General features: G+C 45.3%; 11 protein-coding genes. 2 read left to right on the top strand and 9 right to left on the bottom strand.

Translation table 11 applies throughout. The features are described 5' to 3' along the window. Position 1: 1 nt before the first annotated feature. From P2W76_RS05710 to P2W76_RS05695, 4 genes are read right to left on the bottom strand one after another with little or no spacing between them, the layout of a single operon-like run. Positions 2–2,635, bottom strand: a complete 2,634-nt coding sequence (locus P2W76_RS05710; RefSeq protein WP_276346609.1) for a TonB-dependent receptor plug domain-containing protein — start codon at positions 2,633–2,635, stop codon at positions 2–4. Position 2,636: 1 nt separating this feature from the next. Beyond that, entirely contained in the window at positions 2,637–5,693 is a 3,057-nt protein-coding gene (locus tag P2W76_RS05705) for a hypothetical protein (RefSeq protein WP_276346607.1), read from the bottom strand. Positions 5,694–5,708: 15 nt separating this feature from the next. Beyond that, positions 5,709–7,202, bottom strand: a complete 1,494-nt coding sequence (locus P2W76_RS05700) for a toll/interleukin-1 receptor domain-containing protein (protein ID WP_276346606.1) — start codon at positions 7,200–7,202, stop codon at positions 5,709–5,711. A 10-nt stretch (positions 7,203–7,212) separates the two neighbouring features. Next, positions 7,213–9,153, bottom strand: coding sequence for an NAD-binding protein (locus P2W76_RS05695; protein WP_276346605.1), 1,941 nt, complete (start codon positions 9,151–9,153; stop codon positions 7,213–7,215). A gap of 202 nt (positions 9,154–9,355) precedes the next feature. Here P2W76_RS05695 and P2W76_RS05690 point away from each other — a divergent pair, with 202 nt between their 5' ends. Continuing rightward, a complete protein-coding gene (locus tag P2W76_RS05690) occupies positions 9,356–11,866 on the top strand; it encodes a DUF4157 domain-containing protein (RefSeq protein ID WP_276346604.1) in 2,511 nt (836 codons plus the stop codon). 15 nt (positions 11,867–11,881) lie between these two features. Further along, positions 11,882–12,412, top strand: a complete 531-nt coding sequence (locus P2W76_RS05685) for a hypothetical protein (RefSeq protein WP_276346603.1) — start codon at positions 11,882–11,884, stop codon at positions 12,410–12,412. Between the two features lie 38 nt (positions 12,413–12,450). Here P2W76_RS05685 and P2W76_RS05680 read toward each other — a convergent pair whose 3' ends face one another. From P2W76_RS05680 to P2W76_RS05660, 5 genes are read right to left on the bottom strand one after another with little or no spacing between them, the layout of a single operon-like run. Further along, complete coding sequence (locus P2W76_RS05680) at positions 12,451–13,053, bottom strand: class I SAM-dependent methyltransferase (protein ID WP_276346601.1); 603 nt, start codon at positions 13,051–13,053, stop codon at positions 12,451–12,453. A gap of 1 nt (position 13,054) precedes the next feature. Continuing rightward, positions 13,055–14,401 (bottom strand): ATP-binding protein, encoded by a 1,347-nt coding sequence (locus tag P2W76_RS05675; protein WP_276346600.1) that lies wholly within the window; start codon positions 14,399–14,401, stop codon positions 13,055–13,057. Next, positions 14,401–18,126, bottom strand: coding sequence for a contractile injection system tape measure protein (locus P2W76_RS05670; RefSeq protein WP_276346599.1), 3,726 nt, complete (start codon positions 18,124–18,126; stop codon positions 14,401–14,403). Before P2W76_RS05670 ends, P2W76_RS05675 begins: the two co-directional genes overlap by 1 nt. Positions 18,127–18,134: 8 nt before the next feature. Then, positions 18,135–21,005 (bottom strand): hypothetical protein, encoded by a 2,871-nt coding sequence (locus P2W76_RS05665; RefSeq protein ID WP_276346596.1) that lies wholly within the window; start codon positions 21,003–21,005, stop codon positions 18,135–18,137. A 13-nt stretch (positions 21,006–21,018) separates the two neighbouring features. Further along, positions 21,019–21,792, bottom strand: coding sequence for a hypothetical protein (locus tag P2W76_RS05660; protein ID WP_276346594.1), 774 nt, complete (start codon positions 21,790–21,792; stop codon positions 21,019–21,021). Between the last annotated feature and the right edge of the window lies 1 nt (position 21,793).

Genomic DNA, 21,793 nt, shown 5'->3' with positions numbered 1-21,793 from the left:
ACTACTTTCCTAAATTCGCTACGATGCGCGCAGTAACGGTCCGCCCCGGTTGGGGGATCCTCGAGCTCTGGACCCCGCTTGCCGCCCGGACTCCGGGGGTTACGTAATCAAGATCGAACAGGTTATTTGTAATAACTTGCAGCATGATCATCTTATTCAAATTGAAACTGACCGCACTGTGTATAAGGGTGTATCTCGGAGTTTCATTGTACGGGCTGCCGCTTATGGAGGTGTTGGCCCCGGTCGGCTTATCGCCAACAAAGTTGGCCCTGACATTCAGGTTTACCCTGTCTTTGATAAATTTTGCATTAACACCTGCATTGAAAGAAAAATCGGAAATATCACCTATCCTGACTTTAGCCGAACCGCTTGCTCCGGCAGAAGTACGAGTAGGATCGATCAGGGAAAAGTTGGCAAAGAGGGACACCTTCTCCAGAAGTTTGGTTTCGCCGGCAAGCTGAATTCCCTGGATATGGGATTTCCCAATAGCCCGGAACTGGGTGGTCCTGATACCCATGGTATCAATATTCACCGTTCCCAGGGTATTGCTATAGGATGCATTGAAGTATGCCAGCTCAATAAACGTTTGGCTAAACGGGCTGAATCGTGCGGAAACTTCCAGATTCTTGACCCTTTCAGGTTCCAGCAAAGGGTTGTTAACTAATCTCGCCGACGACGTAGCGAACTTATTATAAACCGATGCATCGAGGAAAGCCTCAGAATAGATCGATTTGAAAATGAACTTGCCTGGGTAATATACAACCGATAATCTCGGGTTGAATACCGTACCATAACCATATATGCTGTTAATCTTGTTATTATCCATCCTTCCCGCAGCACTGATATTCAACCTCCTTGCCCGGTCCTGGTAACTCAACTGCCCGTAAACACCGACATCCATGATCGAGTAATAATTACCCCCTTTTATCCCGTTGGCAGAAGTACCGGTCGTTATTGGATCCTCAGTAGTTGAATTCACGTAATCGCCCTGCAACAGCCCGTTCCTTAATTCTACACCAAGGTTAAAGTCCATTTTCTCATTGATCACATAATTCATCTTGGTTTCAGACCTGAATTGCTTGGATTGCTGGGAAAAGTACGTCGGCAGGAAATAAGGACTACGGCCGGCTACCAGGTCCTGCATGGACACCCCGGCATTAGCGAACCCGTAGAAACGGGTAGTTACTGCATTCTTCCCGAAATCACTGGTCCGGAAATAAGAAAAATTAGAAAAAGAAATACGCTCTGAAAGGCTTTTATCATATCTCACATAAAAATACTGCTGGCGGACCTCCCAATGTGTGAGCTCTTTGCTCACTGCATAATACTTATCGATGTAGATCGGGGCTACTCCCTCTGACCATTTTTGATACTCAAGGCCAAATTTAAAGTCACCCACCCGCAGTTTCGCAGACATATAGTAGTTTTTAGCTTCGTCAGAGTATTGAGTGGATATACCATTATAACCCTTTTTATAATTCGCCTGATCAAGGGAGTCAGCCCGGAAAATAGCTGCTGCAGTAGGCAGGATCTTGGTTCTGTCAGGACTTATAGTAAAATATTTCCTGGTCGGATCATTTGCTAAATATGTCGCTTCACGTGCCGCAGTATAGTCCTGGGTAAGAATAGCCTGGTAGCGGTTAGGTCCGAATTCATCGGCTGACCATTTATTATCCCAGTCCGGATAGGATGAGAGGTCGTGCTCATCTGTACTGTAGACCCTGCCCGTAACGGCGAAAAATGCATCCCGGCCCATTCCAGAAACAGTAACATCGCCAAATTTGGTATTAAGTGACCCTGCGCCCCCATGGCCCGTTACGGCAAACCGGGATGTTTTATCATTGATATTCCAGGCTTTCTCCTGTTTGAAATAGTCCTCTTCATTTTTAGTGATAATATTGATCACACCGAGGAAAGCATTCGCACCATAGATAGTAGATGCAGGGCCATAGATAACCTCAACCCGTTTGATATTACTGAGGGCGTACTGTCGGCTTATAAACGCCGAATTCGACCACATTTCGTTATCCTCCACACCATCTACCAGAAGAAGCGTGCGATCAGTGTTCGCAGCTGTACGGTAACCCCTCTGGTACATATCTGAGTACGAAAGCCCCGAATTTCTTGAAATATCAAATCCCTGAAGATCGTGAAAAAGCTGCTCCACGTCTGTATAACCTCGATTCAGAATATCCTCATAAGTAATAATCTGAATCGTAGCCGGCGCCAGTTCAATACTTTCTGCCTTTTTGGAAACGGAAGAGGTCAGTTTTGCCCTCATTTGCTGCCTGAGAAACAATACCTGAAGCCTGAAACGATCCGGATCACGGGTATCTGCTTCAAAATTATCTTTAAGGAGCAACAGGCGTTCAATACTTTCATCAGCCTTTTCCACCGAGTCCAGCGCAAGATACGACATGGATAACAGCCTGTAAGCCTGCACCTTCTCACTGTAGGTAAAGCCTTTTCCTGTAATACATGAATTCAGCCGGCTAATGCTTTCGTAGAACTTGCCGATGTTATACTGCCCCTCCGCATCGTTCAGTGCATTCAGGCCGCATTCCTGCGCTGTAAGTCTGCCAGCAGCAAGAATAAAGAGCGCAAATAACAGCCGTAAACGTAGTTTTGTAATCATTTTAGTTTTTATCAGAAGTTAACGACTTATAAATTCCACCCATCGATGAGTGCCAGCCGATTATCCGCTTGTCTTCACTGGCAGAATATAAATATTTTCCATCAGGCGTATATAAAATACTGTAAACCCATTTGTTATGACCTCTTAGCGTAAGTATATCTTCCGTATTATTGGAAGTCATGATAGCATTTACGTCCATCAGCTTGATGGTCTGATCACTGCTGGCTGAAGCAAGCTGAAGGTGGCCATCCACAGATTTAAACTTAAGATCGTTTACTGCCGAAGCATGAGGCGTAAAACTTACCGGCATCCTGTTAGAGCCGAGGCCACGGAGGTAAATTCCGCCGTCATAAGTACCGGCGGCCATGTAATCGTCGCCCGGGCTGACAGTAAGACTAGTGATCCTGGAGTTAAGGGTGATCACTGATTCCGGCTTTTCGGTGATATTAGTTGAATTTGCAAATACTGATATCTTATTTCCAGACACCAGGTAAAGCTTACCGCTCCGGCTGTAACTTACCGTTGAAAAATTCCCAGGCATGAACTCTACCGGAGCTTCGTTACGATAAATCCCTAGGCCTTTATTGGTCAGTATGGCAAACTCTGAGCTATTCTTAAACATTGCCTGCCTGGCTATTCCGGTGAATGCAAAACGGGACCTTTCCTTAACCGAGGTACCTCCGGGAGCCAGATCTAATAAAATCCCCTTCCCTGTGGCAGTTACAATCAGGGCTTTGGCTCCGTCAGGAGATGTACTCACCGACCGGGCTTCATCCTTTACATCATAAGAAGTAAGCGGCTCAAGCACACCGTTTACTGCCCTCGATATGTAGAGTATCCCGGCCTCATCAACTGAAATTATTTGATTGCCTGCCGGCCCTTGAGCGATACTTCTCACAGAAAATTTATGAGATGAAAACTGGTTCTTGTTTTGAATGGCGCCAATCCAGTTAAAATGCAGCGCATTGTAGATGTCGCTGTTTTGCAAAGGCCCATTATTATCAGCATTCAGTTTGTAGGCGCTCACTATATTCTTCCGGCTCTCTTCCTGTTTATTATCATTTAAGAGCATCATAGCTTCATATGCTAAGTTCCTGGCCTGGGCTATATCTTTAAGCCTGGACGAAATAGCTGTTTGTTCTTTAGCGATCTTTTCGTTGCTCACAGCTCGTGCGGTTTGCGTCTCTGCGATTCCCTGCTGTTGTCTGGCTATTTCAGCATTCCGTTCCGAGATAACCTTCTGACGCTCTGCATATGCCTTTTGCTCTTCCGCTATAACTTTTTGGAGCAGAGCATTCTTTTCGCTCTTTTTGGCGTTTTCCTGTTCTGTTACTGCTATACCCTTTTGGATAAGAGCCTGCTTAGCGCTCTCCTCTGCTTCGGCCTCGCTTTGCTGAGCGAGAAGTTTCTGGTCTTCGGCTAGTTTACGCTGTCTTTTTGCTTCTTCGCTTTCCTGCTCAGCTAATATAGTTTGCTTTGTAGCCAGGTTCCTTAATTGGAAAGAATAGATCGCTAACAAGAAGGCTCCAAAGGCAATTATCGAAATGATAACCGTTATTCGCCGGGCTTTGCGCAGGCGTTCTTTTTGCATGCGCTCCTTAAAGAGCAGTTCTTTTTCGTTCTCCTCCTTGCTGTGATCGAGAAATAGTATCGCTTTGTCAAAAAGATCATTGTAACGCGATGCCCATACGGAATTGGGAGCGTTTTCCTCTTTCCATTTCCAGGCCACCTGTAATTCGGGATCACGAAGTAAACCACCTCTCCCCGCTTCGTACAGATCAGCGGCGTCGCAGAGGCGCAGGTAAATAGAAGCTGACTGATTTTCAGTCTCCACCCATAGCATTAACCGTTCCCATACACGCATAATACTTTCATGAGATATGTCGATGATCGAATCTGCTGTCAGGGGAGTCCCCGCAGGCGGCATCAGAAAGCCCCTGCCCTTTTTTCTGAATATTTCAATAACCTGGACAACTTCCTCTTCCTTTGCATTCGACAGCTGACATAACTCCGAGAGTCTGCTCGGCCGGCGTACTCCCCTGGAGTCGGCTCCACGCTCGGTAAGCGCGCGAAAAACCGATTCGCAGATTTGCTTCATCCTCGGCGTCTCCAGCTCAGCGTAGGCTTCTTCTGCATGCTGAGATAAGGCATGCTCCATAGTCCCTATTTCGTTGTAGTCGTCAAGGTCGATCTCCTTTTCAGAATATGGCTCAGGGTTTTTCTTTTTATAGGCGTCCCACGTACGCATAAGCGCATGCTGAAGGATCGGCAACTGGTCAGGGTTATCCCCAACATCATTCAGAAGCTGGTTCAGCAAGCGTGGGGTAATGCTCGCTCCACCCACGCCGACAGGCCCCACAATTGCATCCCTGCGTTCTTCACGCGTCATTCGAGGTACCAGGTACTGTCCTTCGTTGATTGCTTCGGGAAGACCGCGGAATTCTGTACAGTCGCCAAGAAAGTCAGACCGCATAGTGAAAACAACATAGATCGGTAGTTCCCGCTGTTCCGTTGCTTTCAACAGCAGGTTGATAAATGCAACTGAATCGCGCTTGCCTTCTTTGGCTTCCTTTTCGAACTTGATGAAACGGAACAACTCCTCAAACTGATCTACGAGGATCAGCAGATTGTTTTTAGCGTCGATTCCGGACTGTGTAAATGCATCTATCAATCCGAAGTTACTTCTCCTGAGTACGCTTTCATTGATAGAAGAATACATCTGCTCATCATCAGGCGACTCATAATTATACAGAATTCCATTCTGGGATAAAGCCCGCGCAAGATTTCCTATAGGATTTACCCCGGGGCGCAATGAGCATATCTTCCAGTTAGATCCCGCACCCGACATAAAGCCACTATGCAAAGATGGTATAAGGCCGGATTTAACGAGTGAGGACTTCCCACTGCCGGAAGACCCGATAACGGTTAGAAAACGTTGTGTGCGAAGCTTCTTGAGAAGTTCGTCAACCTGCTTCTCGCGTCCGAAGAAAAGAATATCTTCTTCTTCATCGAATGCCCTAAGCCCCGGAAAGGGATTTTGTATGATATCGTCTAACATAATATACCAGGTTGATTATATTCTGGACAATAAGTTTTTTAGTTTCTCTTCAGGCAAGCCATCCAAAGCATTAATAACCTCTGCATCGAGTGTCCGGAAACGTTGTTTTGCCAGGCTGTCAGGTGGGGCTATATAGATGGCTTTGAACGCGAGCGGTTTAGCCCGGCCATAGCCGTTTATCTTCATGAAATCGCGGGTTTTCGAACGGAGCCACAATTCGTTTGCATTACTAAAGAAGATTATGGCTGCTGAGCAGGTCTTAAGATTTTCTATATGATCTTCCCGGATGCCAGATTCGTCGCCCTCGAAGATCGGAAGAACCACTTCATACCCGTTGTCGAAAAGATAATCTTCTAAAGGCCGTATTTCGTCAATATCTGAAATATCGCAGATCAGATAAATGATCTTGGCCGTTTCATCATACATTTCCGGTGCCGCCTCTTCCTTATTCTCCTCTTTTTTCATAGAGTTCAGTTTATCGATCACCACACTTTTAAAATCCTCCAATGATCCCTGTACAAGATCGGCCCCCGTGATCCCCCCTTTGCCGGCATTAAGTCTGTCTATAAAACTGATCTGCCGCTCATCACCTGGTTCGCAGCCCTCAGGGATCCATATAAACCTCGGTATCCCGTTTGCGGCGCTATAAGAAGCTGCCACATCATTCTGGATCTCAACTATGGACTTTTGTGCCCCTTCGGGCACGACCCCGTAATTTTCGCCCAGCAGATGAATAGTTAAGTCTGATTCAGCCAGGTTGGCGGCAAGAGCCTCGTTTAGCGGAGTAGCGATTAGCGGTAATTGTTTGTCAGGAAGGATATAATAGCCGTATCCCTGGAGTTCCCGCTTCAGGCTGTCACGAAAATCCTGTGTATCGTAGCTGGATTCAGCAAGAAATACCTTACCAGCAGACTGGCTGTTGGCGGCAATCAGCGGCGAAGTCTGTGTACCAGGGGCCGGGTGTTCGATACTTTCAAGGAAAGAACTTATGTCATGAGCAAGATCGTCCAGCTTTTCCCAGTACAATCGCTCCGTTTCGTTGCCGAATGCCTGGGAAAGCTCCTTAACACGCCCCGTACCCGGATCTGTATTATAAAACTCGTAACCAAGTACACCCGAAATCTTCTCGGGATGCTGCTCAATTCTTACCGGAGTTTTGATCACTTTGAATATCCGTGCCTTGTTACTTACAGTGAAGCCAATATTATTGAGACTGGCATTATAAAATTCGTCTACTTCCTTAATACACCAGTCAGATTTCACATATCGTGGTGTGATGATCGAGATCATGATAGCAACCTTCTCGAACTGATCAACAATTTGTTTATCGAATACATGATTACCCTGAAGTGAATCATCTCTCCAGATCACCGGCCTTCTGCCAAGCAATTGCGCCAGGCGTATGTCCAATGCACGATGAAACTCAGAGATCCAGCCTTTCTGGTTCTGGATCAGGGACTCATCATCTATGTGAGCATAACTAATGAAAATATCTTTAGGGAACTGCATAATGCTACGATCAGTTTTTACTGCCAACCCGGCTGAGCAGTGGCAGCAGCAAAAACAAATTCAAATCTTTTTCTTTTTCTATCTCGGTTAACTTATCGTAAGGTATGAGCTGATCATGTATCTTTAATATATCCTTCAAAACATACCTGTCGTTCTTGTCAGCGACCAAAACTCCATACTTGTAATTAAAAACCATCTTTTCAGCACTCCACCGCTTATGTTCCATTGGTGCCAGCCGGCCGTAAAAACGTACAATATTCTCATTGGTAAGCGGCTCACAACCGATCCGCTTTAAGGCACTGAATTTAAGCGCCAGCTGCCTTGCTGCGTAGCGGTTTGAATCTTTCTTCCTGTGTGTAAGAATATTCCATCTTTTCTCGATCGATAAACGGGAATAAAGCGAATTATAATGGATGCCGGTTTCATCCGAAAGAAAACGGATCACGCGCTTCTGAATCGCTTTGTCGGTTATCTTTTCTTCATCATCCGGCATTGCCAGTAAAAACTTTTCCAGCCTGCTTACAACATTCTCCGGATCTTTTACATCCCATCGATCTTTTAGTTCATATGAAAACTCGTATTTAATTGAATAATAATAATTTATAAGTTTAGACAGCTTGTCAATCAGTTCACTGTGCTCAAGCAGGCTTTCGGTTGTACAGGAATCTGATACACCGTGATACAACTGAATATTCAGCTTTTTACTGAATACATTTGTGGCATTAGTTTTTGGATCACGGTTAGAATCAAGAAGCTCCGTAATGCCTGCATCTTCCGGCAGACAAATGATGATCGGGGTCTGGGAAACACTGGATGTTTGATTATAGAAAAACTGCCTGAGGTTGGCCGAACTTGTTAGCAAACCAGCATCGCTGTCACCAAACATATAAACTGCTTTAGCCTTGCTTAATTTTTCAATATGTTTCTTCGATAAGGCAAAGTTGGCGTAAAAGCTGCTGTTGTGCAGCTTAACAGGTATAATGTCTATAAATTCAGCATAGAAAGGATACTTATAACTAAAATCATTAAAATGCTGATCGGCCTCTTTGTCGACAAGATAAACCTGAAGATTGCTTAACTCCGGATAATGGCTGAGGATAATGTTTTCCAGCAGAAATTCTTCGGCAGTTTGATTGTAGCCAACAACGGCGATAATGTTCTCTTCATCCTGTGCGGGATTTACATAGTTGTGAGGAGGGTAAAGATCGTAGATCTTCCTGGCTGCAAGCTGCGACACGTTAAATGTTTCCAGGTCGTAGTCCTCATCTTCATTGTGAATGTCAAGATAGTCTTTCAGTACATTTATATTGTTATTATCTGTGATATGAAGCATGATCTTTAAAGACTCTTCGGTATTTTTTTTCTCGCGGTAAAAAAGAACCTCATTGGCGATTTCCATATTCTCTTTATCATCGTCACCCGCAATAATACATGTCTTCGCTACCGTTAATCCTGCGTTACCGATAGCCTTCCCATCTGTCCCATTGCCGATCACTACCAGTCCGCCCTTTTCTTTTATCTGATGGATAAAGCTGTTTTCCTTGTCACTTTCCACAACGACTACCTTATATCCTTTTACCAAAAGCTCTTCCGTGATCTTTTGCCCTACTATATTCAGGGAAAATACGACAATGTGGTCGCGATACCGGAACCTGATCTTTGCGATGACATACGCGTTGTACACCTGGTCAAAGACCAAAGAAAAAACCCCGAGACTGAACAGAATAGCAGCAAGGTACTGTGCAGCGAGAAGGTAATTGCTTCCGACAACAGGATCCGCGTTCCCCATCAGGAACAGGCAGATCGTAGAATAGATGGCCCCAAAAAAATTAAAATCCGAACCTGTGGTTTCCTGGAAGCCCAAAACGCCAAGTACAAACACCAGCAAGACAGACAGGATAATCAAGACAAGTTTAATCTTTTCCCAAATGCCGCTATTTTTTTTACTCATCGAACAATTTTTTCTAAAAATGCAAAAACATACGGGTTAATTAAAATGAAAGCGCCAATTTATTAATGCGCTGATTCCTAATCTAAAACACCGCTGATAAAGCCTTATAAATCAAGACAGATAATATTTAATTACTTTTAAATTAATTTTAATATTTTTAATAAGAAATACAGAACCTGAATCGTAGATATATTTTCATACTATGTCCTACAAACTAAAGAACTCGGAAAAATCGCCTGCCAAAAGCAATTCTGCGGGAGAAACAATTGCTTTAAGAAAGGGTATCTCAGCTCCTTCTGTCCCGGCTTTTCAAATGAAAAAGCATGTGACTCAACTTGCTGCAGTCGAAGAGGAGCCGGTTCAGGGCAAGTTCGAAGCAGTCCAGCGGGCAGGAATGGAAGAGGAAGAGCCGCTGCAGGGCAAATTCGACACTGTGCAGCGGGCAGGAATGGAAGAAGAAGAACCTTTGCAAGGCAAGTTTGAAGTAGCCCAGCGTGCTGCCATGGAAGAAGAAGAGCCATTGCAGGGCAAGTTTGAAACTGTGCAGCGGGCAGGAATGGAAGAAGAAGAACCTCTGCAGGGCAGGTTTGACATCGCCCAGCGTGCTGCCATGGATGAAGAAGAGCCGCTGCAGGGCAAGTTCGAAACTCTGCAACGGGCGGGTATTGAAGAAGAGGAACCCCTACAAGGCAAATTCTTAAAGAACGCCACTGCATTTAATCTGCCCGTTCAAAAAAAGGATGATGGGGGAAGTTCCGGCACCACCGGCCTGCCTTCCCACCTTAAATCAGGCGTTGAAAGCCTCTCAGGCTTTTCAATGGATGATGTTAAAGTTCACTACAATTCCGACAAACCTAAACAGTTAAAGGCGCATGCCTATGCGCAGGGTACTGATATACATATCGCCCCGGGGCAGGAACAACATCTGCCGCATGAAGCCTGGCACGTCGCACAACAAAAGCAAGGCCGGGTCCAGGCAACGGTACAGATGAAAGGAAACGTTCCCGTCAACGATGATACCGGACTTGAAACTGAAGCCGATGTGATGGGTGCAAAAGCTGACCAGGCCGGAAAACAGGCCATGCAGCTTCAAAAAAAAAAGCATAATTCCTTTAATGGCAATACGGCGCAATTAAAGGCTGTTGTTCAGCGTGAGGACAAAGGTTTCGATGTTGAGTCCATTAAAGAGGACCCATCAAAAAAAGGAGAAGATGAAGAGGCCGCCGATTCCTTTGTGGATTCCTATTCGGGAACACTTTCGTCGACCGGAGATTTTCTGACCTCAGGTCCCTTAACCTACACTAATTCTTCCAACACGAAAATCGATGAAAAAACCGGTGAAAAGGTCGTCGATGAAGATAAAGCGGTTGTAAGCGGTCACAAAGCCGACCCGCTTGGAAAGGCAGCAAGTGCTGCTGGCGTCGGCCTGGGTGTATACTCCGGAATTTTCGGTATGTACCAGGCAATCCAAAAGATACGCGAAGGCGAGGTAAATTCAGTTATTGAAGGAGTATTCTCAGCGATGACAGCCACCTCAACGATGGTCAAATCAGGTGCCGACGTTGCCAAGACAACATCAAAAGAGGGATCTGATACAGCCGGAGAAGCCGGCAAAACGTCGAGCGTTGCCGGCTCGGTTACCGATGGTATAGACGCTGTTAAAGCCCTTGTCTTAACGATAAAGGGAATTTACGATGCATATAAGGATGCTACGAGTGCAGAGGGCTCTAGCACCAGGGAGAAGATCGAAACCGGAATGGCGACAGTGCGGGGGCTTGTTGAGTCGGCCGGCAAAGCAGTATCAATGGGCAAAACCATTGCCGACATGCTTCAAACAGGGAGCGCCGGTCTTGCTACAGCGGTACCCGGACTAGGGATCGCACTTTCATCCATCGACATTGCAATAGGAATATATAACCTGATCAAAGCAAAGTGTTCCGAGTCGTTCGTGAAAGAGCAGCTTAAAAAGAATATGTGGGAAGCTGGTGGAAGTACCTTTAAAAAAGGTAAGGAAGGCCGTAAGCAACGGGATCTTTATGTTAAGACCTTTGAAGATGAGCTTGCTGCAATGAAAACTAAGCGGGCCGGGCTGGTGAAAGAAAAAGCCGATCTTGCCGCTGCCGGCACTTCTACAGCAGCTGTTGACGAAAAGATCAAATCTCTAGATGATTCGATCGCCTTAGGTGAGAAACAATTTGCCGGATTAAAAGAGAATAATGCCCTTACTCATCTAAAGGGGGTTAATCAGGACAGGAAATATAACGCTGGGTTTGAAATATCTGTTAACATCGTTAAGATCGTTGGCGATGTACTTTCGCTCGTGCCTGAACCTGGCTCACAAGTTGCCAGCATGTCGCTCAAACTGATAGCGGGCGGCTCGAAGGTTGCGAAAGGCATTGGCAGCAAGATCATACAGTGGGGCCGTGACAAGGCAGCGGGCAAGTCAGATTCGGCATTAAACAAATTATTCGACAGTACAAAGAGCTCAGACGCGGTCAAAGAGCGCAATACCGGTACTATCAAGTACATCTTCACTGAAGTGAAGTCTCTTCCCGAAGATACAGAGTCGCCGGCATTTAAAACAAAAGCTGCGGTCATCGAACAGATCATTTCCTCGACTGGCTGTGATCCAAAAGCACTGTACAGAACCGTTACAGGGCCAGATAAAATAAATGAGGGCGTTCAACTTTTATATAAATCATTATCAAAATAACCGTACTTTTTGACCATGAATAATCAGGACGAAATCATGATGGACCTGGATCTCTTAAGTATCCAGAATATACTCAACGAAACCGGGCTTAAGACCACACTTCTTGAAAAGTCTGACCTGATCCGCTTAAGCACCCTGGGTGTTGAGATAGACCCCGACGAAAGTAACCGGAAAAGAAGTATCTATATGAGCTTCATTCCATTGCCGGAAGAGGTATTTGACAATATCAAATTACTGCAGTTTCATACAGAAATGCCGTTTCATGGTTTGAAGGAGTCGCAGGCGGGACTCGAGGCTTTATTTAACTTTATTAACGTCAACTCGCCCATTGGCTCATTCGGGTTAAATGACGACTATAAAATAAGTGTGAGGTATGTTCACAGTATGGATAAGTTTCAAAGCCTTTCAGAAACCGGTTCGCTGATACTGGAACTCTTGAAGTTCTTAATCTTTACGATTGATACGTACAGCGACCCGGTCGAACTGGTGGCAAACTCTGTTAAGGGAGCCGATGACGTGATAAAAGGGCTAAGAGAAATGCTTTAAGGCAGGTTTATATTCTTCGAAAATTCCGGCAGAGTGTATTACTGATACATGAAAATCGTGAAATCATCGACTGCGTATCCTTCCCGCAGCACGACCTTAGGCGTAAGCGTTTTGCAATACGACAAAATTTCCTGAGGATCGTAATTTACCAGGATACCATCCGGATCTTTAACATTCTTGAGCAAATTAAATCCTAAGCCCAGCCTGCTTGATGCAAATAGTTTATCGATCATCCGGTAAATAAAACCAGGATTACTGTTCCTGTAGGCTAGCAAGCCGCAAGCCAGCACGTAATCCATATTGGGCAGCTCTGCGGTCCAGCAATCTCCAAGGTAGAATGTGGTATCCGGTAAGTGTCCATATTTTGCTGTGGCTACATCAAGGAATTCTTCCATCTGATCAATACCTGCGTATCGGATTTCGGGGTACTTTTCCCCAAGGAAAGCCCGGAGGTCACCGTGGCCGCATCCCAGATCAAGGACAGAAAGCCCGTTCATATCCCCTATCTGCGCCAGTACTTCAAACCTTACGCGCTGGCTAGCCTCTTCTTTCCAGCCCAGGGCATCGGTGGTGCCATGTCCGAACATTTCTATACGTTCCTGATGGAAGCGGTAAATGACCGATCTGTCTACAAAATCCATTTTATACAATTTTGCCGTCCTTGCCAAACTCCTTTCGTATTCCCTCAATGACATCTTTTCTAAGAATGATATTATCCCCACGTTTCAGGGCTTTCATGGAACTATACCTTACCACATTAATAATGGCGCCCCCCGCCATTTCATGTTTACTCGCTATCTCATCGAGATTAAAGTTCTCTTCCATCACTGTATACTCTGAAAATGCCTGCCGCCACAAGCGTCGCCGCTGTTCAGGGCCGGGCATCGGGAAATAGATCATGGATTGAAAACGGCGCGAAAACGCATCATCAAGGTTAGCCTTCAGATTAGTAGCCAGGATGACCACACCGGGGAAATCCTCTACCCTTTGAAGCAGGTAAGATACTTCCTGGTTTGCATGGCGATCATTAGAACTGCTCGTCTGCGTGCGCTTTCCAAACAATGCATCGGCTTCATCGAAGAATAGTATCCAGTTCTTATTTTCAGCCTGGTCAAATACATTAGAAAGATTCTTCTCCGTCTCACCTATGAACTTAGAAACCACCATTGAAAGATCAATCCGGTAAACATCGAGCCCGGCCGACTTTCCGAGCAAACTTGCTGTCAGCGTCTTTCCCGTTCCCGGGGGACCATAAAACAGCGTTCTGAAACCCGGCTTTATCTTCTTGCTCATGCCCCAGTCATTGATCAGCGTATCACCATGCTCAATCCAATCCCGGATCTCGTCAACTTCCTCCATGATGTTTTCATCAAGCACCAGGTCGGCCCAATCGAGAGAGGTGGAGATCCGCTTTGCCGGAAAATTTATACCATAATCGGGCTTAGCCGACACCCCGCTGGTGAAATAACTCAGGTATTCACCGGATAAGGACAGAACCCCGCTCAAAAATGGCTCCTGTGCCTGTCCGTGAATAAGATCAAGTATTTTGAATTTCCGGAAAAAATGATCTTCATCAAAAATTCTAAGCAACTCGAACCGTTTTATCAGGTCGCTGTCAGACAGAATAAAGGAAGCTGTCTCCCCGGTCGGAATAAAGCCACCATGATTCTGCCCCTTGATACCACCGAACTCTGTGAACCCCCGGTCATAGTCTGAATTCTTGATAAAGAAAACATCCAGTAAGTGTGGCTGAATGTGTGGCGCCAGCGCTAACGCGAGTATAATTCGTTCTGCGAAGGACATTTTGTAATGCTTAACGATACTTGCAAATACAGATCCGTCATCCTCCAGCGAAGGGGGGCTTATTTCGGTAATGGCAGAAACGCCCGATGGTTTAGACCAATACAAATTCATACGGGTCTCGATCACCCTGGCGAGCCACTGCATTTCCCTGCGTAATATTTCGGCGTTTGCCTTTAGAGGATCCATCACATCCATTCAATAATAATAAAATTGGTCATCCATGGGGTTTTAACCATTCCCAAGCCCCAGGGCAATGTTTGAAGCAGAACGTCATACCCCCTTTGCTCTACCTTCAGATTCCATGTGTCGTCTGTTTTAAATAAAGCACCGTCACGTTGGATAAAGGAAGCCTGCAGGCTTTCCGGACTTGAATTTTTCAGCTTGTCCCATTGAGCGATCACGGCCTTGAGCAGTTCAGCAGATATTGTTCTCTCCTGATCAGTAAGTTCAATAGTTGTAATAATTGGCTCTTCTACAGATAAATTACATAGCAGTTTATTAAGAACCAGTTCATGTTCCTCGCCTGTCTCTGTACCAAACGCAAGATACTGAAGTAACATGACCGCCCTGTGCCTCATCGCCTCGTTTATAAAATCACCGTTCGCCAGCATCTGGAGGCGGCTAAAATAAGTGCTTAAAAATGGATGTAAGATAACCAGACCAGCATTATGAACATACATCTTATCGTGCTCTGAAAACAGATCCTTCTTTTCCTCATTTTCAGAGTCCCCCTGTTCTATTTCCTGTGTAAATATTTTCCTCTCGGCTTCCAGTTGACTCTCGATATCTGGAATAAGCTCCTTCAGCGACGACGCATAGCTCTCGTTAAGACCTTCAATCAGTTTCCCGGATATCCTGTTAAAACTGGTATAAGCGGCTATCTCATGCCTGATATCGGCTAGTGACGCGCCGATCACAGTGTCATTTTGCTTATCTTCATCGGGCTTCAGCTTTTCAACACGTGTGGCCAGCTTTAACATAAGCTGGTAATCGCGCTCAAAAAGAAATTTGAAGAAATAGCTCAAATAAACTTTCAGACTGCCTGCAGTCACCCCACCGCCTATCATCATAAAATTAAAGGTTCTGAAGAACAGATCCAGGCGCTCCCGGTCAAGCTGATCGTCTGTTATATCCATTAACCAGGTGTTAAACGCCCTCAGGAATCCGCTTGTCTGGTTGCCCCAGCCTATTTGTATAAAATTACTTTCTATCAATCCGTAAGTAACCTCATTCTTATAGTAATAAGCCAGCTGCATCGATACGGAAGGGTACCTGAGCAAAGCCCTTAAAAATTCCGGGGAATTCCGGCCGGGCAGATCTTTAATATAACTGTCGATAAACGACAAAATAGAGTCCGTGTGTTCAATATAGCCATATTGAGCAATATAAAGAAGAATATTCTTTTCCAGCATTGGCTGCAACAGCTTGGCCACGCTGCTTTCTTCAATTGAGCCGGGAACCGAAAACAGCTCATAAATATGAAGAAAATGCTCGCCCTGATAATCGCCTGAATCCAAAATTGCCCTTAATTCAGCCGGTTTCTCTCTCATCAGGTAGAGAAGCATGGCCTTTATAAAGGAATTTATGGCAGACCGGGAATAGTGCTGAAATTCTCCTGGAAGCTTGCCTGTCTTTAGAAAGGATAAGAACAGTGACAAAGCCTCACGGAGGGTTTCTTCCTTTCCTGCCCCGCCCGGATCCGGTTTGGTTTTAATCAATAAGCGAGTGAGGATCTCTTCAATTGAATTGCTCTCTGCCCACTCTTCCAGGAGATCGCTTTCGTAAGATGCCACATTAGTGCGGTTTTGCTGAATATATCGATGAGCTTCGGCGATAATTCTGCTTATCTCACTGTCTTGGTCAACATTAAATGAGGCGATCAATTTACCGGCAGAAATCTGAAACCATAGCGCAAGCTTAGAAATCACCGAGCTTACAAAATGCACCGGCTTTAAAGCCTGGTATGAACCCGCTGCCATTGATTCCCAAAGCGAAAACAGCAATACCCTGTCGGCGACGGTCTGGTCTGAGTATTTGACAACCTTACTGTTTTTCACTACAGACAGTAAAACTGTGACGTAGCCCAGTGCTTCTGCCGCAGAAGGCAAAAGCCCGAATAGCTTGAAAATAGTCTCGAAAGGCACCTGGTAAACTAATCGCTTACGCATTTTGACCTGCAGACCGGCATGCTTTAAAAAAGTGACCGCATCAAGCGGGGCTTCCCTGGTCAGCTTATCAACTAGGACAGATGGCGAGATATTTGCGTAGCGTCCCGCCCACCAGGGCATAATGCCGGTTTTTATCCAAAAGTAGAGCACATCCTTCAAATTGGCCTGAGACACTCTGTTCTCCTGCTCCCTAACTCCTTGTTTGACGGGAGTAGCGGCTGCAATTTCCCGACTGTCTAGATTTTCGTTGTACAGGCTCGTCAATCCCTGAAAGAGGTTTAAATGCCTGGAGCTTTTACTATGTGCTACGGCAATATTATTCACCATAAATGCCACCAGGTCTTTAAAATTAATGTTAAACCTGTTTGCCAGATTCTTTATATTACTCTCCAGAAACACCTTCCTGTTAAATTCCGATCCCCTGTCAACAAGCAGGTATTCCAAAATAAACTCCCAAAGCGCTTCACGCAGGTTTTCTGTTTCTGTTTTCAAGACAGAGGTCCGCGTATGCGTTGCCTTTACTTCCTGTATATAATCACTGATGAGGCCTGAATTTTCGGGCTCAATGGCTACCAAAATCTCCTTTAAGGTATCTTCCTTAAATGTTTTTACCATAAGCCTCCGGCTATATTGCCGCTGACCCACGCTTTGGATCAGGCTTTCAAGCGTCCTGGGATATTTCTCTACCAGAACAGATATCAATTGCTGTAAACCTGCTTCTGTAACATTCATAGACCACCAGGGAAAGCTTCCGAAGGTCAGGTAATACCGTAGCAGGTCCAGACCTTTATCGGGTGTATCAACCGGGATTTCCAGCATGTCCTCAACAGTGGTGCCTTCGCTTACATGTATTTGCCTTTCAACTGCAATCTCCAGGATAATGGCTTGTAGGGAATCGACGTTCTTCAGATTATATGCCCCGGGAACAATGGCAGAAGCGAATAAATTTAACAGGCCTTCAAAGCTAACATTGAAATTAGCTGCAATGCTCATCAGAGTACTTTTAACAAATTCCTTCCGATTAAAGTGCGATCCCCGGTCAACGATCAGATACGTGACAATAAAATCCCATACAGCTTTTTTGAAATCAGCCTCCTCGTTCTTTACCAGCAGATTTTTCCGCTGTGTATTGACAACCTCCGCATGGTAATCGAAAATGAACGCGGCCTGCGATGGTTCCAGGATGCCGATAAAGGCCTTTATCTGATCTTCCGAAAACTGGTATATAAGTCTTTTTCTTACGTAAGCCTTCTGCCCGACCCTCATGATCAGCGTAATAAGGCTCTGCGGACTCTGGGTCAAAAGAAAATCGAATGCCAGAAAAGGCGAGGCCGAATGCTCTGTGCCAGCCCACCAGGGTAATGTTCCCCTCAGCAGGAAGTACTCAACTAAAGTCAGGTACGATCCTTCTTGATCCGTTGAATGGGGTTCTGCATCGGTATCTGCTGCCTGGTTATCATGCAGGAGCAGCAGCGAGATCTCCCGTTCAAGCTTTTCGATGATCCTGATAACCAATTCATGATCCAGCGACTCATATCCAATATTTCCTAAATCGATCGTAAGGTTTCCTATCCTGAGATGTTTGCTCTTCGGGATGATATCCTCGAAAAGCGCATCTATCCGTCGCTGAAGTTCCGTGTTGAATAATAAGCTGATCTTATCCTGCAGTTCGCGGCCCTTCGCTTCGGAAGAACATTGCACTTCAAATATCTGCCGGCCGATGATATGTGAATACTTTTGCAAAGCTGAAATTATTTATACTTGATCAGCATCTGAACAAGTGCCTCCCGGAGCTCATTCCTGGTTTCTTTGTCAGTATCGTCCCCTATGAAGTTCCTCCAGTCAAAATATATAGACTCAAACTTCTTCAGATTCGATAAATTCATCCAGATAAAGTTGATCTTCACGTGGGCTGGTGAATTTAACCTGAAAAGGCTTTCTGCAGCTTCCCGGAAATTCTTATCCTGGAAACGTGCCGGCCAGGAAGGAAAAACAACGCTCATCCGCATGCTGAAGAAGTCGTCAGGGATCATCGAGTTGTCTTCGCCGCGAATCACCATTTCAAACCTGGATAAAAATTTTTCCCGCTGCGCAGCGTAAAGCTTAAAATAGTTGTAAAGATTTTTGCTCTCACCAGTTCCCCTCTGCAAAGTATTATCGGGAACCTCAGATGTTGGAGCATAAAGATTAATCTTACACAGGGGCGCCAATTTCTCTGAAGTTATATCGTCCTCATCCTCCAGCACCTCCAGAAGCGACTTAATGGCTTTTTCACGCCCGTCAAACGACATCCATTTAGCGTGCTCCATAAGCTTCTGGCCGTTCCTGGCTATAAACCGGAATCCGAAGTTCTTAGAATATAGATATGGTCTCAGTAAAAGGTGTTCAACCACATAGAAACCTTCAGAATTCACATTGATCTGCTTAACATACCCGATCAGTTTTTTAAGGGCCTTCATAGCAGTGCCATGGCTGGGAAAGCGGCTGATAATTACCCACTTTTTCTCCTGGGGCGCCTTATACAATAATACATAGCCTGACTCGTTCGCCGGGTTGGGGCCAATCCTGTAATTTCTTATATCAAGCGCATGTTTAAGGACGCTAACTTCCTGGTACTTGAGCAGAAAGGCATCATTCGGCACTTCATCACTGCTGATCACCTTGCCATCGTCAAAGAGGAAACTTATCTCTGATTTATTGATGAGTATCTTCGGCATCTCCTCCTGCCAGCCGGATTGCTCATCGGCATCGTCAGATTTCCTATTTTCTTCATTCTGAAACTTCCTGCCCGAGGCCTCCACAGATACTATATCAGGATCGATAGCAGAGCTCAGCGTTTTACGGGTAAATCCATCCGCGTCGACAATATTCAGCAACATCCGCATTTTGGCTTCGAAATCAATAGCCCCCGAACCGGGGTCGGTATTAAGGTAGTCGGGGGCCTTAACACGTCCTGCCCCTAGGCCGGCAATGTTCTTTAATATCTTCGCCTTCCATTTCAATTCAGCATTTACCCGTTCATCAGCCAAATGGGGCTCGTAAAGCGTGCTGTGGAGCTGAACGGGGTAAATGGTCACGAACTCGTTGAAACGCGCCAGAAGATGCTCGAAAAGCCTGTTTTTACGATCAATAAATGTTTGATCGCTTTCGCTCGCCGAATCCAGCGCTTTCATATAGGCATTGTTTTTACTCTTTTTGAAAGATTCCCATGCTTCGTCAGACCGGTCCGGGCTTTTAGAGGTAAATTCCCTGAAAAGGTCTTTCACATCCGGAATATCGTACAAAGGACTTTTGAAATAAGTTTGCTCATGCTTTCTGGCGATATCAATGGAAAATATTTCGCCAACATTACCAAGCTGTGCGAGGTAATTCGCCATAATCTGTTCAAAGAACAGAAGGTATGCTTTTAGCTGTCTTGCCTGAGCTTTACGTTGTTTTGTATCACTGGCCAGAAGGCCTTCGGCCCCGATGCCATAATTCCTCGGGAACTGGTTTTGTATCGAGTAATATTTATTATCGCGGTATGTGCCCCTTAACAGGTTTTTCGAAGAACGCGTCGAGAAGGATGCTATAAAACTCCTGTTATGGGCTTCCCTTATCTTTTCCAGGATCAAACGGAATACAGGGCGTTTAATAGGAAGCTCAAAATTATCCCGGATAAGTTTTATATGCTGTTCTGAGGATTGTATATTAAGTAATGGAAAGCTATTTTCAGGCAATATATAGGGCTTGTTATTTTTACCCTGCTGCGACTGAATGACCCGCAGTTTTTTAACCGATAGTATCCCGTCTATATGCGAGAGCGCCCTGATGAGGTCTGCGGGGTCTACAACCACCTTCCGTTCATTAAGTTCGGAATCGGGGATAAAGCCTTTTTTCAGGAATGGGCCGCTATATATTTCATCAACTGTATAACCCTGTTCGATCAGTTCTCGCTCTGAAAAATACCTCACAGGCATGTTCATCGAGCTTTCCAGATTATGGTAAACATTGGCCAGAACCTCTTCGGGTATATGGTCCTCCCCGATCATTACCTCCGCCTCGATGGTAATCCGTACCGGCTTTAAAATGATGATCTCGTGTAACGTATCCTCGCACAGGTTACGCTTGCTTACAAAGCATCTTCTTACAAGGCTCTGCACCTCCCGGGTTACAGAGTCTGCATCTGAAAGCATCTTTTCCGCGGTCTCGGCTCTCACCTGCACATATATCCTGTAAAGGCCGGAAATAGCACTATCGGAGTATTTCGACTTCACGGGGTACAGCCATACGTTCTGAACCAGGTCTATTTCATCTATTATTACTTTACGGTAATCATTAATGGTAACCGGGTTCGTGGTCAGTATCTCCTCCCTGGTAAAAAAGGCATTCTTATCATAATCGATAATTCCCTTTTCATTCGCGAGCAGGTCTTCAATCGGGAAATCGGTCCGGTACGCAAGCTCCGTAATAGCAAAGCATAATTGCTCCAGGATGGTAACACCCGGATCGTGAAGGTTGAAGTCAGTCCAGCTCCTTCCTGCTAATTGCTGGATCAAAGCGATGCCGGAATTCCGAAGGAACTCGAAATTTAAGGCAGCATGTTCACCTGTGTTCTTAGCAATAGCAACTGGTTTTATCATGAAGTGTGGCCTATTATTTAGTTGGATCCAGGAACAGTTCATCGTCCCATAAACGGGTAATGGTATAATGGATATCAATATTTTCGCCGTAATTACTGTTAGACCTGATCTCCAGGTTATAATTATGCGTTGTACCGGTCCACCGAAGGTTAAGCTTATTCCAGAAGAACCCGTAATAAGCATTGCTTCTCTTTATCTTGCCGCCCTTGGGACCGTATACACTTAGAGCAATTGCATGCATGAGGGCAAACCTGCCGGAGCCCTTCTTCCCGGTCCGGGCTACTACTTCAAACGCCTGGCAATTATCTAACTTTTCAAGAATAATATGCCATTGGCCATCTGCGGGGCGTGTACCGCTGTTATAGGTGCCAATTCGGCCCTGCATGCCAACAAAGCCGTTGACATCCATTTTGAACTTATTATCGCATTTCTTACCTATCCCCAGCTTTCCGTTATTATGAAAGAAAAAGCTATTTTCATTTTCATGCTTCACTGTATCGGGCGTCTGAAATGGTTTCAGGGCCAGGCTGTCCGGATCAAGCTCATCCTTCGCCATCAGGAAAAAGGGATCCTGCTCGTTAAGGTCTTTATAAAACGAGATAAGATTTTTAGTTTCTTCAGTTGAAGATATCCTCAGGCCATTAACTTCATCCTTTGAGAAGCCATCATCAACTTTATGAACCATGGAATTAATCAGGTCGGCATAGTGCTTTTCCGAGGGGATCTTACCATTCCTGAAAAACTCTTTCAGCTGCTCCCTGCTTTGATATTGCTTTTTCTTTCCCATA

It is taken from the genome of Daejeonella sp. JGW-45 (assembly GCF_029360805.1).
Lineage (GTDB): Bacteria > Bacteroidota > Bacteroidia > Sphingobacteriales > Sphingobacteriaceae > Daejeonella.
Note: the sequence above shows the minus strand (reverse complement) of the source record. Positions and strands in the feature narration are given on the sequence as shown.